The sequence below is a fragment of the Carboxylicivirga caseinilyticus genome (assembly GCF_050589785.1).
In the GTDB taxonomy this organism is placed as follows: domain Bacteria; phylum Bacteroidota; class Bacteroidia; order Bacteroidales; family Marinilabiliaceae; genus Carboxylicivirga; species Carboxylicivirga caseinilyticus.
Window position 1 is genome coordinate 48,845 of sequence record NZ_JBNGOX010000022.1, and the last position, 17,096, is coordinate 65,940.

General features: G+C 34.7%; 16 protein-coding genes. 10 read left to right on the forward strand and 6 right to left on the reverse strand.

What is annotated here, in order from left to right; all coding sequences use genetic code 11:
- Window positions 1–5: 5 nt before the first annotated feature.
- Both xylA and xylE read left to right on the forward strand, forming a co-directional pair.
- Entirely contained in the window at window positions 6–1,319 is a 1,314-nt protein-coding gene (gene xylA, locus ACRD62_RS12415) for a xylose isomerase (protein WP_430820436.1), read from the forward strand.
- 135 nt (window positions 1,320–1,454) lie between these two features.
- A complete protein-coding gene (gene xylE / locus ACRD62_RS12420) occupies window positions 1,455–2,849 on the forward strand; it encodes a D-xylose transporter XylE (RefSeq protein WP_430820437.1) in 1,395 nt (464 codons plus the stop codon).
- Between the two features lie 209 nt (window positions 2,850–3,058).
- On the opposite strand, the gene ACRD62_RS12425 is transcribed toward xylE, so the two are convergent.
- From ACRD62_RS12425 to ACRD62_RS12435, 3 genes are all read right to left on the reverse strand, one after another.
- Window positions 3,059–3,772: a LytR/AlgR family response regulator transcription factor gene (locus ACRD62_RS12425; RefSeq protein ID WP_430820438.1), complete on the reverse strand. Its 714-nt coding sequence runs from the start codon at window positions 3,770–3,772 to the stop codon at window positions 3,059–3,061.
- Between the two features lie 70 nt (window positions 3,773–3,842).
- Complete coding sequence (locus ACRD62_RS12430) at window positions 3,843–4,523, reverse strand: TrmH family RNA methyltransferase (protein WP_430820439.1); 681 nt, start codon at window positions 4,521–4,523, stop codon at window positions 3,843–3,845.
- An 88-nt stretch (window positions 4,524–4,611) separates the two neighbouring features.
- Entirely contained in the window at window positions 4,612–4,884 is a 273-nt protein-coding gene (locus tag ACRD62_RS12435; protein WP_319397756.1) for an HU family DNA-binding protein, read from the reverse strand.
- Between the two features lie 393 nt (window positions 4,885–5,277).
- Here ACRD62_RS12435 and ACRD62_RS12440 point away from each other — a divergent pair, with 393 nt between their 5' ends.
- Together ACRD62_RS12440 and ACRD62_RS12445 are read left to right on the forward strand one after the other, a co-directional pair.
- Complete coding sequence (locus ACRD62_RS12440; RefSeq protein ID WP_430820440.1) at window positions 5,278–5,811, forward strand: dihydrofolate reductase family protein; 534 nt, start codon at window positions 5,278–5,280, stop codon at window positions 5,809–5,811.
- Window positions 5,808–6,359: a WcaF family extracellular polysaccharide biosynthesis acetyltransferase gene (locus ACRD62_RS12445; RefSeq protein ID WP_430820441.1), complete on the forward strand. Its 552-nt coding sequence runs from the start codon at window positions 5,808–5,810 to the stop codon at window positions 6,357–6,359. Before ACRD62_RS12440 ends, ACRD62_RS12445 begins: the two co-directional genes overlap by 4 nt.
- A 1-nt stretch (window position 6,360) precedes the next feature.
- On the opposite strand, the gene ACRD62_RS12450 is transcribed toward ACRD62_RS12445, so the two are convergent.
- Window positions 6,361–6,975, reverse strand: coding sequence for an IMPACT family protein (locus ACRD62_RS12450; RefSeq protein WP_430820442.1), 615 nt, complete (start codon window positions 6,973–6,975; stop codon window positions 6,361–6,363).
- A gap of 243 nt (window positions 6,976–7,218) precedes the next feature.
- Here ACRD62_RS12450 and ACRD62_RS12455 point away from each other — a divergent pair, with 243 nt between their 5' ends.
- From ACRD62_RS12455 to ACRD62_RS12475, 5 genes are all read left to right on the forward strand, one after another.
- Window positions 7,219–7,734 (forward strand): KdsC family phosphatase, encoded by a 516-nt coding sequence (locus ACRD62_RS12455; RefSeq protein ID WP_321411031.1) that lies wholly within the window; start codon window positions 7,219–7,221, stop codon window positions 7,732–7,734.
- Between the two features lie 52 nt (window positions 7,735–7,786).
- Entirely contained in the window at window positions 7,787–8,728 is a 942-nt protein-coding gene (locus ACRD62_RS12460) for a geranylgeranylglycerol-phosphate geranylgeranyltransferase (protein ID WP_430820443.1), read from the forward strand.
- A gap of 109 nt (window positions 8,729–8,837) precedes the next feature.
- A complete protein-coding gene (locus tag ACRD62_RS12465) occupies window positions 8,838–9,425 on the forward strand; it encodes a Maf family nucleotide pyrophosphatase (protein WP_430820444.1) in 588 nt (195 codons plus the stop codon).
- Window positions 9,426–9,439: 14 nt separating this feature from the next.
- Window positions 9,440–11,620, forward strand: coding sequence for a S46 family peptidase (locus tag ACRD62_RS12470; RefSeq protein ID WP_430820445.1), 2,181 nt, complete (start codon window positions 9,440–9,442; stop codon window positions 11,618–11,620).
- 307 nt (window positions 11,621–11,927) lie between these two features.
- On the forward strand, window positions 11,928–14,717 hold the full coding sequence (locus ACRD62_RS12475; RefSeq protein ID WP_430820446.1) for a LamG-like jellyroll fold domain-containing protein: 2,790 nt from the start codon (window positions 11,928–11,930) through the stop codon (window positions 14,715–14,717).
- Between the two features lie 409 nt (window positions 14,718–15,126).
- Here the strand turns inward: ACRD62_RS12475 and ACRD62_RS12480 are convergent, their stop codons facing one another.
- Together ACRD62_RS12480 and ACRD62_RS12485 are read right to left on the reverse strand one after the other, a co-directional pair.
- Window positions 15,127–15,807 (reverse strand): Crp/Fnr family transcriptional regulator, encoded by a 681-nt coding sequence (locus ACRD62_RS12480; protein WP_430820447.1) that lies wholly within the window; start codon window positions 15,805–15,807, stop codon window positions 15,127–15,129.
- A gap of 332 nt (window positions 15,808–16,139) precedes the next feature.
- The gene (locus ACRD62_RS12485) at window positions 16,140–16,553 is read right to left on the reverse strand and encodes a DUF2116 family Zn-ribbon domain-containing protein (protein ID WP_430820448.1); all 414 of its coding nucleotides are present in this window, start codon (window positions 16,551–16,553) and stop codon (window positions 16,140–16,142) included.
- Window positions 16,554–16,669: 116 nt separating this feature from the next.
- Between ACRD62_RS12485 and ACRD62_RS12490 the strand changes: the two genes are divergently transcribed.
- Window positions 16,670–17,014, forward strand: a complete 345-nt coding sequence (locus tag ACRD62_RS12490) for a single-stranded DNA-binding protein (protein WP_430820449.1) — start codon at window positions 16,670–16,672, stop codon at window positions 17,012–17,014.
- Window positions 17,015–17,096: the final 82 nt, after the last annotated feature.

Consider the following 17,096-nt stretch of genomic DNA (forward strand, 5'->3'; position numbering starts at 1 on the left):
CAGTTATGGCAACAAATGAATATTTTCCTGGAATAGGAAAGATTGGGTACGAGGGTAGAGATTCAAAAAATCCATTGGCATTTAAATGGTACAATCCTGAGCAGGTGATTGCAGGAAAAACAATGAAAGAGCATATGCGTTTTGCAATCGCTTACTGGCACTCTTTCTGCGCTAAAGGAGGTGATCCTTTCGGTGGTGATACAATGAACTTTCCATGGGACAAAGGTACTGATGCTATGGATCGTGCAAAATATAAAATGGAAGCTGCATTTGAATTCTTTTCTAAGATTGGTGCTCCTTTCTATTGTTTTCACGATACTGATGTAGTTGGTGACGGATCTGTTTTTGAAATCGAAGATCGTTTACAGAAGATTATACCTATTGCTCAACAATATCAAAAAGAAACCGGTGTTAACTTGCTTTGGGGTACAGCAAACGTATTCTCGAATGCTCGTTACATGAACGGAGCTTCCACAAATCCTGATTTCAATGCCTTGGCTCATGCCGGTACTCAGGTAAAAAATGCAATTGATGCCACTATTGCTTTAGGAGGTCAAAATTATGTATTCTGGGGAGGACGTGAAGGTTATATGTCATTGTTGAATACAAACATGAAGCGCGAAAAAGATCACATGGCTCAGTTTTTAACTATGGCCCGTGATTATGCTCGTAGCAATGGTTTTAAAGGTAATTTCTTTATTGAACCTAAACCAATGGAGCCATCTAAACATCAGTATGATGTTGATGCTGAAACTGTTATAGGATTCTTAAGAAATTATGGATTAGATAAAGATTTTAAATTAAACATTGAAGTAAACCACGCTACTTTGGCTCAACACACATTCGAACACGAATTGCAATGTGCAGCTGATGCAGGAATGTTAGGTAGTATGGATGCCAACAAAGGAGACTATCAAAACGGTTGGGATACAGATGAATTCCCTACAAACATCACTGAAACAGTACAGGCTATGATGGTGGTACTGCAGGCAGGTGGTTTACAAGGTGGTGGTATTAACTTTGATGCCAAAATCCGTCGTAATTCAACTGATACGGAAGATATCTTTATAGCTCACGTTTCAGGTATGGATACATTTGCACGTGCATTGGTTATTGCTGATGATATCCTTACAAATAGTGAATATCTGAAATTAAAAACAAATCGTTATGCATCATTTGATAGTGGTAAAGGTGCTGACTTCGAAGCTGGTAAATTATCTTTAGAAGATTTAAGAACCATTGCTAAAGAAGTGGGTGAGCCTAATCAGATCAGTGGCAAGCAAGAGCGTTATGAGCAATTGATCAACATGTATATCTAATCATATTTTCCCGAAAGATATAAATACCGAACATAAATGCACTAATCGTTTTGGTTAGTGCATTTCTTAAGAGTACATTCAGGTAGGTCAACTTCAAACCAACTATCTTTCGGGATTTTTATAAATCCAGGTTTTATGAATAAAGAACAAAATATTGGCTATATCATTCTGTTAACATTGGTGGCAACCTTAGGAGGGTTGCTTTTTGGTTATGATACAGCTGTAATCTCAGGTGCTGAAAAATCCATTCAGACCTTCTTAATTGACGGACTTAATTTGAGTTCGTTTGCCCATGGAGCAACTGTATCCAGTGCATTGATTGGGTGTATTATTGGTGGTGCAATTTCTGGTATTCTAGCCTCCCGATTAGGGCGTAAAAAATCCTTGATGGTTGCTGCGGTTTTATTTTTTATTTCTGCATTGGGTTCAGGGAAGCCTGAATTTATGTTTTTTGAAGAAGGTGAGCCAACTATGGGGTTGCTTTATATGTTTAATTTCTATCGAATTATTGGTGGTATTGGTGTTGGATTGGCTTCTGCAATTAGTCCAATGTATATCAGTGAAATTGCTCCGGCGCATATTCGGGGTCGTTTAATTTCGTTTAACCAGTTTGCCATTATATTTGGTATGTTGGTTGTTTATTTTGTCAACTGGTCTATAGCCAAAGGACAAAATATTGAATGGATAAATAATGTAGGCTGGCGATATATGTTTATATCTGAGGCTATTCCTGCGGGTTTATTTGGTGTTCTGTTGTTTTTTGTGCCAGAGACACCCAGATATCTTGCATTGCAAGGTCAGGACGAAAAAGCATTATCTATTCTCGAAAAAATTAATGGTATAAATGCTGCAAAAAATATCCTTAATGAAATTAAGGAAACAGTGAAGAAGTCTGTTGGTTCTTCAACTGTTCTGGCTTATGGAAAAACAGTCATTGTAATTGGAATTCTGCTTTCTGTTTTTCAGCAATTTGTAGGAATTAATGTAGCCTTATATTATGCTCCCCGTATCTTCGAAAGTATGGGTGCGGCAAAAGATGCCTCTATGCTTCAAACCATAGTAATGGGACTAGTGAATGTAGTTTTTACAGTTGTGGCTATTGCTACAGTCGATCACTGGGGGCGTAAACCATTATTAATTACTGGATCGATTGGTATGGCAATAGGAATGATTGCTATTGGTATGTTGGCTTTCTTTAAAGTTATTGGTATCAGTACGTTGGTATTTATAATTATATATACTGCTTCGTTTATGATGAGTTGGGGACCTATATGTTGGGTATTAATTGGAGAGATCTTTCCAAATAAAATCAGGGGTAAGGCTATTGCAATAGCCGTTGCTGCTCAATGGGCGGCCAACTATTTCATCTCATCTACCTATCCTGCAATGATGGAGTTTAGTGGTGGAGCAACTTATATGTTCTATGGTATTATGAGTATTTTATCTGCCATCTTTGTTTGGAAAATGGTTCCTGAAACTAAAGGAAAATCATTGGAAGAGATGGAAGATGTGATAAAGAATATGAAATAAAGTTTGAGTTAATATAGTGCAAAGGATGTCAGAACGATGGCATCCTTTTTTTTGTTGGTTCCAATACTTCACTTCTTGGAATAAGTAACGAAAACTTTGAGCCAACATTAACAGGAGAACTTACTTTTAAGCTGATTAACGTTTTATTTTGATATATCTACGTTATTATAATTTCAATAAAAAAGCCGTCGTTTGACGGCTTTCGAATCTTATTTAGTAATTAAATTAATATCATCCATTAGCTTATCCTTATAGGATTTTCCGATTGGAATTATTTTCGATCCTCCGTCATGCATGATAATAACTGAATTATCTTCAATTACTTTAATTTTAGTGATATTAACAATAAATGAACGGTGAACACGCACAAATCTATCGGTTGGCATCTTTTCAGAAATTGCCTTCATTGTGAAATGAATGGTATACTTATCTTTAAATGTGTTGAGAACAACATAGTTTTCAAGTGCTTCAATCCAAAGAATGTCGTCGTATTTCACTCTTACTAAAGAACTATTGTTCTTAATAAATATCTCACTACTTTCTCTTGATACAGTATCGCTCTCTTCAAATCGTTCTTTAGCCCGATTAACTGCCTTGATAAACCTTCCGTATTGTACAGGCTTTAACAGATAATCAGTTACATCATATTCGTATGATTCAATAGCATATTTTTCCTGAGAAGAGTATACAATAACCTGAGGCAACTTACTTAAAGATTTAAGAAAATCAATACCACTCATCTCTGGCATCTCAATATCAAGAAAAATTAAATCAATAGGATTGGTGTCCGGTTTGGACAGGTAATTAATTGCAGTCACAGCACTATCAAAGCTTCCGGCATGCGTTAATCCATCGGTTTTCTCGATAAATTCTTTTATGATTTTCGTTGAAAGCTTATCATCATCAATAATAATGCAATTCATAGATTCTGTTTTTTGTCAAATTTAAAAAAATATCACCACTATCAAACTGTAGATGTTAAAAAATGTATGATTATTTCTGATTGGTGTATCTTTCTTCGAACTCTTGAATTAATAAATCACTTTTCTTGATCGATTTCTTCATCCAGTCGATATATAAATCGTCCCTTTCTTCAGGGGCTAGTTGCCAATTAATATTACTTTGTCTTAGTTTGTAAGTTAAGTGATGAAGCGAAATGGCTGCAGCAACTGAAATATTCAGACTTTCAGCAAATCCGTGCATCGGTATTTTCAGAAAGTCATCAGCTTCTTCTTTTACAATGTCAGAAATTCCGGTAAGCTCAGTTCCAAAAACCAGAGCTGTTTTCCCTAAATTTAGATCATATTCCTCCAGATTAATATCATTATGATGAGGTGATGTGGCTACAATACGATAGCCTTGTTTTTTTAGATCTTTTAATGCTTTGCGAGTATTGTTTTCCTGTTCTTTATATCGGTAAATATCCAACCACTTGGTGGTACCAACAACAACCTTGGGATTTATATTAAATGAATTTCTGTTTTCAATTATATGAACATCCTGCACTCCAAAACAATCGCAAGATCGAAGTACAGCACTGGCATTCTGCGTTTGAAATATATCTTCTAAAACAACGGTTAGGTATCTGGTTCTGTCATTAATTATATTTATCATAGTTTCTCTACGATCCTCAGTCATCACTTTTCCCAGAAACTCTATAAGCGCTTGTTTCATTCGATAAGTCTAATTTTAAAGTTAAAATTTTATGCAAAAAAAGAGAGCACCTTGGTGCTCTCCGAATATTTTTTTGTTGCTTTCTTAATTAGTTGATAGCATCGCTTAATTCGCTACCAGCTTTGAATTTCACAACTTTTTTAGCAGGAATTTCAATTTCTTTACCTGTTTGAGGGTTTCTACCTGTGCGAGCACTTCTTTCAGAAACACCAAAAGAACCAAATCCTACTAGCGCAACACGACCACCAGTTTTCAATGAATCACTAGTTACTTTAATAAAAGCGTCTAGAGCTTTTTTTGCGTCAGCTTTTGTAATTTCCGCTTCACCAGCGATTGCATCGATTAATTGAGCCTTGTTCATAATACTCCTTAATTATAGGGTTAAATACTAATAATTCTTAAACTTTCCTCTACAAATATATAGTATTTCCAGTGTTTACCAAATCTGGAGCAAAAAAAATGCAAAAAAATGTTTTAAAAGTTCATTTTGTGTTAAGGATGTATTTAGTGTTTATTTGTGAATATAAGTATCAGATATATAGTGTGATAATAGATATTTTTGATTTGTGATGACACATTTGTTTAAAAATATCAGTATTTAAATTGAAATTGAAAATTAATCTTACTTAACAAAATTGATTATTGTATGTTTTTTGATTACTATGAAAATTGATTATTAAGAAGTTTGAAAGATGTGAAGATAATCAGATACTTAAGTAATCAGGGTTGGGATAAGTAAAAATAGATAAGATATATGGCTAAAATAGTATTGTATTCAGCTGTATCAGTTGATGGATATATTGCGGATAAAAATGGAGATGTTGATTGGTTACATGGTTTTGAAGAGGAGGGTGAAGATTATGGTTATTCAGATTTTTATCAATCAGTTAAATTTACATTAATGGGAAGAAATACATATAATCAAATTCTATCATTTGATGTACCTTTTCCATATGCTGATAAAAAGAATTTCGTTTTTAGTGAATCATTAAAGAGTTCTAATTCAATCAATACTGAAATTATTAATGAAGATTATATCTCGAAAGTAGAAGAGATTAAAAATAGTAATGAAGGTTTAGTTTGGTTAGTTGGTGGTGGGCAGTTAAATAGTCTGCTACTAAAAAATGGATTAATCGACGAATTAATTTTATCTCTTATACCTGTAGTTTTAGGAGAAGGAATACCTTTGTTTAATATCGATAGTAAATTGGTGAAACTTATATTGCAAAAATCTAAAACTTATAAAACAGGAATTATTCAGCAATATTATCAAGTTGTTAAAGAATGAAAGAAACAGATTTATCCAAATACAACAATTCATGGTTTGATGAAGGTGCAGGTATTATTAAGCGCACTATTTGGTTTTTTATAAACGGAATTTGTCTGATGAATCCGCTAAATCCATTCTCTGGATTAAAAGTCAGAACACTTCGTTTGTTTGGTGCTAAAATAGGGAAGGGAGTTGTAATTAAACCATCGGTTAATATTAAATACCCCTGGAATCTGGAAATTGGAGATTTTACCTGGATAGGAGAGAAAGTGTGGATTGATAATCTGGATAAGACAGTAATTGGTAAAAATTGTTGCCTTTCGCAAGGGGCTATGTTGTTAATTGGTAACCACGATTATAAAAGCACAACATTTGATTTAATGGTTGCACCAATAACTCTTGAAGATGGAGTATGGATAGGTGCAAATAGTATGGTAATTGGTGGTGTCACCTGTAAAAGTCATTCTGTTTTGTCTGTAAATAGTGTTGCTTCAAGTAACTTGGCTGAATACAGTATTTATCGGGGTAATCCTGCTACTAAAGTAAAGGAGAGATACATACATTAAATCAGGCTGTATGTAAAAATTCTATTTCAACAGATTCAATTTTACTTAACCGGGATGTAATTTTTTCAACCTCTGATTGACGTGTATTCCATTTAATTGAACAACGTAAATTAAAATCCTGTGCTGTAATATTCGGATTTTCTTCTTTCATGATTCGCATGACATCATTCATTACCCCGTAATCAAAGTCGATTTGGTAAAAGTCATTGACTGTTCGTTCCTCTATAATACCATTATTAATCGCGTCAATTGTGGCTTCTTTATAGGCATGAATTAAACCACTTGTTCCAAGTTTGGTGCCACCAAAGTAGCGAATGACCACAACCAGCAGATTAGTTAATTCAAAGGAGCGAATTTGTCCCAGAATAGGTTTGCCTGCTGTTCCGGATGGTTCGCCATCATCATTAGCTCTGAATCGGTCTCCTTCTGTACCTAATTGCCAGGCGAAGCAGTGATGGCGTGCATCGTAATATTGCTTTTTAAGTTCGTCAATAATAGGTTTAACTTCCTCTTCGGTATAAATCGGATAAGCATAGGTAATAAATTTACTTCCCTTTTCTTTATAAATTCCTTCCGAAGGCTCTTTTAATGTTTTGTACTGATCGGTAATAGACATGCAGAATATTGACTTTGACGACGAAATTACTAAAAAGCGATAGAGCATCAAATAATTTTACCTAATCAAACATGCGTTGAGTAATACCAAACAAACGATAAGTGTTGAAATTCAACTCACATATACAAGAGAATAAGTTGTGGAAAACTGTAATAACTGTTATAGCCAGAAACATAATAATCTTAAAAAGGGCTCATGAAAAGGAGGCATTTTTGCTTATCTTCGCCATAAATAAATACTGGAATGAGCAATTTTAAAGAAGATTTAATGAAGGTGAAAGCCTTTGCTTTTGATATTGACGGTGTATTATCGTTACAAACAATACCTATGCACACAAGTGGAGTCCCAATGCGTACAGCAAATATTAAGGATGGATTTGCCATTCAGTTAGCTGTAAAGCTGGGATATCCGGTTGCTATTATCAGTGGAGGTAATACAGAGGCTGTATTGAAACGATATAATGGCTTAGGAGTGAAAGATGTATATCTTGGTGTTTCTGATAAGTTGCCCGTATTTGAAAAATGGATCGAAGAAAAAGGATTAAGTGCTGATGAAGTATTATATATGGGTGACGATTTGCCTGATTATCCTGTAATGAAAAGAGTTGGTGTTCCAACCTGTCCTGCTGATGCGGTTGAAGAAATTAAGTCGCTTTGTAAGTATATATCTGATCGTAAAGGTGGAGAAGCAGCAGGTCGCGATGTGATTGAACAAGTTCTAAGAGCTCATGGTAAGTGGGCCCTGGATTATGTGTGGTAGTTTAATGTAATTTGAAAACAAGTATATTTATTAAGTCAGACAATATTTGAACATGGCATATCTTAGATTGATTCGATACAAGAATTTAATAATCATTGCCTTATTGCAGATTTTGCTAAGGTATGGACTTATATTACCTATTCTTGACTCGTTTAAGATTTCTCCTGTTTTATCTGACTTCAGATTTATACTTGTAGTTATTTCTACTGTTTTACTGGCAGCATCCGGCTATATCATTAATGATTATTTTGATATACGAATTGATCGGATTAACAGGCCAGATTCAGTTGTGGTAGGTAAAAAAATCAGTCGCAGATCTACATTGTTTTTGCATGTTCTTGTTACCATCACGGGTATGTTAATTGGATTGTTTATTTCGTACGTTACACGAAAAGAAAACTATGCATTATTCTTTATTGGCATTCCTGTAATTTTATGGTATTACAGTACTACTTTTAAACGACATATTCTCATTGGTAATCTTATTATTGCCATGTTTACAGCCATTGTGGCATTATTGGTGGTTTCTGTTGAATTCGCGGCATTAGCCAGAGTAAATGGACCACAAATTCTGGAAACAGAGGCATGTTCAACAGCCTGGTTCTGGACAGGAGGATTTGCCTTTTTTGCCTTTATTACGAATCTGGTTAGAGAAATTATTAAAGATGCAGAAGACATAAAAGGAGATAAAGCGGTTGGCTGTAAAACATTACCACTAGCTATGGGGATGAAGCTTACAAAACTTTTTGTATTATTACTTGAGATAACATCCTTAGCAATACTCTGGCTGATTTATTTTTTAATTCCGGAAATTACCCATATCCCATATGCTTTTGTGTATTTTATAGTTGGTTTTACCATTCCACACTTACTGCTCATTTATTTTTGGATGAAAGCCAGTGAATCGAAACATTTTCATGGAGTTAGTGTTTTGGGTAAAATAATCATGCTGTCAGGTATACTGTTTATCCTTTTAGCCGGCCAGGCTTTTTAATAAAAGGTATTATTTACTGTATTTGATTGAATTGATTGAAGCTGAATCAAAACAGATATCATTTTCTGTTGATGACAATTTATATACTTTTGAGTTTTAAGGAATAAAAATGCTTAATAAAAAATTAAAAGATTTTAAACTTATTCTGGCTTCCCAATCACCAAGAAGACAGGAATTAGTCAAACATCTGGATATCCCTTTTGAGGTAGTTATAAAGGAAGATGTGGAAGAAGTATATCCGTTAGATCTCAAACCACATGATGTGCCGGTATTTCTTGCTGAATTAAAAGCCAAACCTTATGAAGATGATATCAATAATTATCCATGGATTTTAGTAACGGCTGATACAATTGTGTTGTGTGAAAATGAAATTCTCGGTAAGCCAACTGATAAAGCTGATGCAATTCGTATGTTGCAAATGCTTTCAGGTAAATCGCATGAGGTGATAACAGGAGTTTGTTTATCATCAAATACAAGAAAACACACTTTTTCGGTTTCCACAAAGGTGTTTTTTAAACAATTGACTGAGGAAGAAATAACCTATTATATAGATACCTATAAGCCCTATGATAAAGCTGGAGCTTATGGTATTCAGGAATGGATTGGCATGGTGGGAATAGAAAAAATTGAAGGATCGTATTTTAATGTTGTGGGATTGCCTGTTCAGGCTTTATACAACGAATTATTGAAATTTTAAACCATAAATATATAATGAGAAGAATTCTGTTTGGATTAATGGTCTTGGCCTTTCTACTGCCACAGGCAAAGGCTGATGAGGGAATGTGGATTCCAATGCTTTTAAAGAAATACAACATTGAACAAATGCAGGAAATGGGCTTTAAACTTACTGCCGAAGATATTTACAGTGTAAATGAAGCAAGCTTAAAGGATGCTGTTGTGATATTTGGTGGAGGTTGTACGGGTGAGTTAATCTCTGATAAAGGTTTGTTAATTACTAATCACCACTGTGGTTATAGTAAAATACAATATCATAGTTCAGTGGAACATGATTACCTGACCAACGGTTTTTGGGCAATGTCGCAGGAAGAGGAGTTGGTGAATCCGGGATTGACTGTTACTTTTCTCAAAAGAATGGAAGATGTAACTGAACAGGTTATGCACGGTGTTACTGATGAAATGAGTGAGTTGGATCAGTCAAAGCTAATTCAAAAAAACATCAGTGCAATTAAAAAGGATGCTGTGAAAGATACACATTATCAGGCTGTATTAAAGCCCTTCTTTAATGGCAATCAGTACTTCTTGTTTATAAACGAGGTTTTTAAAGATGTGCGTTTGGTGGGAGCTCCTCCTTCAGCCATTGGTAAGTTTGGCGGAGATACCGATAACTGGATGTGGCCACGCCACACCGGAGATTTTTCAATGTTCAGAATATATGCTGATAAAAATAATCAGCCTGCTGAATATTCGAAAGACAATGTTCCTTACCAACCTCAAAAACATTTTTCGGTATCAATGAAAGGTGTTGAAGAAGGTGATTTTACTATGGTTTTTGGTTATCCCGGATCTACGTATGAGTACGTTCCATCGTATCATCTTAAAATGCTAACCGAAACGGTAAATCCTAAGTTAATTGACGTTAGAACAGAAAAACTGAATATACTTAACAGATATCAGGCTGCAGATCCAAAAGTACGAATACAGTATGCAGCAAAAAATGCCCGTATTTCAAATAGCTGGAAACGATGGATAGGTGAGAACAGAGGTTTGGAGATTTTAGATGCCTTTGCAAAAAAGCAAGTTTACGAAAAATCTTTCAATCAATGGGCTACAGCTGATGAATCACGTGCTGAAATATATGGTAACTTACTTTCGAATTATAAGAAGCTTTATGAAGAATATACTCCGTATCGACTGGCTAAAGATTATATTTTAGAAATTAGTTATCGTAATGGTATTGAAATAGCTTCTTTAGCAAATAAATTGAGTCCATTAGCAACACTATATTATTCGGCTAAAGATTCAGGTATAGAAGCTGATAAAGAAAAAATTTCCAGTTTAAAGGAACAGATTAAATCAGATGTTGAATTGTTCTTCAAAGATTATTATCAACCTATCGATAAAGAAATAAGTGTGAAATTGTTGGCAATGTATCTGGCAAACATTCCTGAAGAGTTTCATCCTGATATTTATTCTAAAATAGATAAAAAATTCAAAGGAGATATTAATAAATATGTCGAAAACTTGTTTAATAAATCAATCTTCGATAACAAAGAATCTGTATTGACTTTTGTTGATGAGTTTTCAGAAAAATCCTTGTCGAAACTGGAGAAAGATCCTGCTTATGAGTTGTATAATAGCTTTATGAACCTTTATAATGACAAAGTTTCGGTGAAGGATAAAGCCATGCAGCTAGAATTAAATAAGTTGAACAAAGCATATATGTCAGCTCAAATGGCATTTGAATCGGATAAGGTTTTCTATCCTGATGCTAATTTTACTTTGCGTGTTGCCTATGGTAAAGTGGCCAGTTATAAGGCACGTGATGCTGTTCGCTACGAATATTATACTACTTTGGATGGTATCATGGAGAAAGATAATCCGGATATTTACGATTATCGTGTTCCTGAAAAACTTAAAGAACTTCATAGAAATAAAGACTTTGGCAAATATGAAGTGAATGGAACAGTTCCTGTTTGTTTTATCGCAACCAATCATACCACGGGTGGAAACTCAGGAAGTCCTGTATTAAATGCCGAAGGGCAACTGATTGGTGTTAATTTTGATCGTGCCTGGGAAGGAGTAATGAGTGATTTGATGTTTAATCCTGATCAGTGCAGAAATATCTCACTTGATATCAGGTATGTGTTATTCCTGATTGATAAGTTTGCAGGTGCAGGTTACCTTTTAGATGAAATGACGATAGTTGAATAATCAGCGATAATTAAATGAATAAAGCGATTTCTTACGGAGTCGCTTTTTTATTCTTTACCGTTGAATAAATTTTGTTTGTTTCAATTATGTATCATATAATCAAGCTGATGTGAGTTATTCTAACTTGTATTTGATTACATTATCAGTATTATATAAGTTTGATTTGCAGAGTTTCTTTTAGTATTTCGACTAATTAGTGACCCTAAAGATTCGTTTCTCAAGTTAACTTTGTTGCTGTTTAATCGTATTTATTTGCGATTACTTAAATCAGAAATTTGCAATTGCAAATTCAAGGAAAGAAAGTTTTATGAAAAAGGAATTACTTACTTTATTGTTCCTGTTGACAGGAATCAGCTTACAGATAGCAAATGCTCAATCTTCAAATGAAGTCGCCAGTACCAGTGATTATATAGTTCCTCAGGTTTCTGCTGATCGAACAGTTTATTATAACATGTCAGACGAAGGTGTTTCTCTTCCTATTTTATGGGGCTTGGATCTGGCATGGTTGGATGCCAATAATATTATACGAGGTAGCAGATTTATGGGGCCAGATAATGTTGATGTAGTGCGTTCATCATTTATGCCAACAAATGCGATAGTGGATGGAGCTTTAACAGGTGATGCATTGACTAATACCAACCTTAGGATTAATATTATTAATAATTATCTGCCTTCTTCAACAAAAGTGGTTTTGAATTCGGATCATCCTTCGATCGCCGATGATTTTAGTCCGACTAATCCAGATAGAGCAGCTAATTGGGCACAATTGATTGATATAACACGTCAGATGCATGTTGAAGCAGGACGAGAGGTTATAACTGTTTCACCATTTAACGAACCAGATTACTCGGCAACAGGACAAGGTACTATCGATGATTTTTATGCTGTAGCAGGAGAATTAAAGAATAACTCCAATTTCGAAACGATCCGTATATCAGGTGGTAATACTCTGAATTGTGATGAGGCTTTACCATGGTATACTTACTTAAAGGCTCGTTTGGATGAAGGAAATACACATCAATTGGCTGGTGTTTTTGATAATTATGCTGCTTTTTATGAGGCTGTAAGAGCCAATGGACATCATGCAACTAACGACGAGCTTCATAATGTTATGGAAGCCATGGTGGGAGTTGAATATGGTATGCAGACTGGTATCTGGTGGGGATGGGCCGAATATGCCCGTGGTGAGTTTTGTAAAGCCAGTGATGGAGTACGTCTGGGTTATGCCGAACATAGAGCAAACTGGACTGCTGCTTCAGTTTATCGAGCTCCGAATGGAAATGTTCAGGCGTTTGGAGGAACTTCAGAACGTCAGGCTGTAAATACATCTTATCGTTTCGTGGCAGAAGACAGAGATGTTTATTACAACGGCTATGGACCACAGCGTGAGTATGTAATGGATTTGCCTGGAGGAACCGGATATCAGGTGGGACAGACCAATGCTGAAACAGTTGTTAATATCACCACTGGAGATGATATTCAACCAATTATTGATGGTAAATATGTACTGGTAAATCGAAATAGTGGAAGAGTGATGGAGGTAGCCAGTGGTTCGTATACTTCAGGCGCCAATATTCAGCAGGGAACCTATAATGGCGGAACCTACCAGCAATGGAATGTAATTCCGGTTGATATTCGTATTGGGGGTGATTTTAGTTATTTTACCATTACTGCTGTTCATAGCGGAAAATCCCCAGATATTTTGAATTGGTCGTTGGATAATGGTGGTAATATCATTAGCTGGGACGATGCAAAAGGTGCCAATCAACAGTGGTACCTTGATTATGCAGGTGATGGTTGGTTTTATATTCGAAGCAGACATAGTTCATTGTGTTTAGATGTATTTAATTCTGCCACCTATGCAGGAGCAAATATTGATCAGTGGGAAAAAACAGGAGGAGCTAATCAGCAATGGCGGTTTTTACCGGTTGATGCACCTATTGAATTTGTAGCGCCTGCAGCACCTACTGAGTTGACGGCAATTAATAACGGATCATCAATACGTTTAGATTGGACTGCCAGTACAGATGATGATGTTACAGAATATGTAGTTTTGCGCTCATTAAATTCAGGAGGAGACTATCAAACAATTGCTCGTAATGTAACAGCTACTGCTTTTGTTGATAATACGGTTGAAATAGGTGTTCAGTATTATTACGTGGTTCGTGCTGTAGACTATTCTTTAAATCGTTCTGAATATTCAAGTGAAGTAAATGCCAGTGCTCTTGGAGATGATACTTTAATAGCTCAGTTAACTTTTGAAAATAATACGAAGGATCAAAGTTTGAATTTACATCATGCACAATCATATAACGAAGCAGTATATGTTGACGGGAAAAGTGGTTCAGCTATATCATTGAATGGAACGGATGATTTCATGCAGTTATCATCAACAATAGCTAACCAATCAGAAATAACTGTTGCAACCTGGGTATACTGGAATGGTGGTGCCCGCTGGCAGCCTATTTTTGAGTTTGGTATGAATGATAAACAGTTTATGACTTTAACACCTCGTTTACGTTTCTCAATTATGAATGAAGGAACTGAACAACGTTTGGATGCCTCTGTGATTCCGCAGGCCGAATGGGTTCATTTAGCCGTTACCTTAAATGCTGATGGAGCAAGTATGTATATGAATGGAGTATTGGTAGCCGAATCAACTGATGTTACCGTTAGACCAGGAGACTTTAAACCTGCATTAAATTATATTGGTCGAAGCCATCAAACAACAGCATTATTTAATGGATATGTAGATGATTTCAGGGTTTATAATTATGCCTTATCAGCGACTGAAATAAACGAAGTTATAGATCAGGCAACAGATATTGATACTCCTTCTACTGGAAGTGAAACTTCAATAGATGTATTTCCTGTACCTGCAGATGATGTGATAAATGTTCGTTTAGTAAGTAACGGGTTGAAGAATTTGGGCTCAATGGCATTGTATGGTATAAATGGAGCAATGGTTAAAAGTCAGACAATTCAAGATTCGATGAACGGAATTGTAAATGTATCTGATGTTCCGGAAGGAATTTACATCTTAAAAGTGTTTTCTGATTCAGAGACTTATATGAAAAAGATAATAATTAGACATTAGTTTTTTAATACTTCGGATGAAGGGCGGCCTAAAACGGGTCGCCTTTTTTTAGTGACTTTTGTAATCACAAGAACTAACTAAAGTCGACATAAAATTATTATTCGAAAAATTAACCATTTTATGTCGTAAAATTCAGTTCTAAAATGAATACAATACCCAGCAAGTCTCCAAAATCATATAATATCTTTTCTAAGATGAATGATCATTAATTTAATAAAAGTTGACAGGTTTATTTAATTTAGAATTGGATAGTCATCTCAACAGAAACAGGGTTTATTATTAAAAATATCCGGTAAAAATAAACATTGTAAATATGTGATGTCAAAAATAGTAGCTTAGTGTTTTATCATTTTTAGATATTCAATTAGTATAAAATGAGTTTGTTAATTGATAATTGTTAGCAAAAAAATTAACCGTTTTTACTTATTTCTTCAAGCTTCCGTTTGTTTAGTAGCTTAATATGTTTTCCTTCTATCTTAATGATATTATCTTTAGAAAAATCTGTAAACAGACGGCTTACTGTTTCGCGACTGGTACAAATCAAATCGGCAATCTCGTTTCGGTTCAAAGGCAAATCAAATTCATCAGAACCGTATATTTCGTTCGAGAAGAATAGTAGGTTAGTGGCCAGACGACCATATATTTGATTTTGTAACAACTTAACAAATCGTTTGTAAAGAAATAGTTCGTTCTGACATAGATCCAGCATAATCTCGTAGGAAAATTCAGGACTAATTTTAAGGAGTTCTTTAAATACTTTTATTTCAACATAACAAGCTACTGATTTTTCCAGCGCAATGATGGAATAGTTATTTATCTTATCACCCATAGTTGTGGGAAGCCCAAGGTAACATGGTGCTTTCTTAATTTTTAATATTTGTGTGCGTTTGGGTCCATCAGCAATAAGTTTTACAAGTCCGGTTTTTAAATAAACAATATTGGTTGACAGGGTATTTTGTTTCAAAATAGTTTCTCCTTTATCAAAAGATACCTGAACACAGTTTTCTCCCAATAGATTCAATTCTGACGCTTTTAGGTTTTTTGTAGCTTTCGATTTTAAAAGGCAGGAAGCGCAATTCTCATTTGTCATTAGTTAGCTTTTAATAAAGATAAAGACTTTTGTGATATCTATCACATTTTTCTTGAATGAGATTCACATGTATTTGATAGTATCTGACATAGTTTGCTCATAAATTTGCACTAATACATTAATATAAAAAGGTAACATGAACGTAAGTACTATTGATCAAAAATTAGGAGCATTTGGAATGGTCTGCATTTTATGTAGTGTGTCAATTGCGTTGATTATTTCTTTGGCAGCTTTAGTGACATTAATTTATTGCGTATTGAATTGTGTTTTGTAAACCGAAATTGACAATAAAAAATAATTTGCTTCAATTGGATATTCTATTGTTGGCAGGTTTATTGTCCCTCCCAATAAATCAGCAAATAAGTATCTTCGTTGAGTTCCAGATATCCCTGATCGTAACACAAGTGATAGGTTGATCCTTTTTGGGTAGTGTATGTGCTCGTAAAAAAACTAAAATCAAAACCTTCCTGTAGTAATTTGGTTCTTTTTACTTTCGTTTTTCCTTCAGTATTCAGCTCTTTTAAAATATGATAGTTCTTTTTTAACAATCGGTTAATCTTCTGAATCATTACATTTTCATTGCTGTAACGGCTATTGTTAAAAGAGTTACGACACTGATCAGAGCAGAATTTTTTATCAATACGACCGATTATTGGATCACCACATACCGGGCATACACGTTTTTCTTCCATAGGGATAGATTTTGTAAGTGTCAGATTATTAAAGTTAAAAACGTTTTTAAGCATTTGCAAGTGGTTTTAAGCGAATGTTAAGTGACTCTAAATAATTAAATACCGAGTATTGATCTGACTCTGTTGCAACTTTGAATCGTCAATTAATTATTAACTAAAATTTACGAGACATGACAACTTTAAGGAACAGAGTACAGTTAGTAGGAAATTTAGGAATGGATCCTGAAATTAAGGCTTTTGATAATGGACGCAAACTAGCCAAATTTACAGTAGCAACCAATGAAACCTATAATGGCGTGAATGGTCAGGAACGCACGGAAACACAATGGCATAATATTATTGCATGGGGAAAACAGGCAGAGATTGCAGCTAAAAACCTTCATAAAGGTAATGAAGTTGCTTTGGAAGGTCGTATCACATATCGTCAGTACGAGGATAAAAACAAACAAACTCGTTACATTACCGAAATTGTTTTAAATAATTATCTGGTGTATCCTGGAGCAAAAAAACAGTAATCTAACAATTATAAATAAAACCGTCACTGTCTTCAAAAAAAGATAGTGACGGTTTATTATTTTTTGAATTTTGAGAATGTGA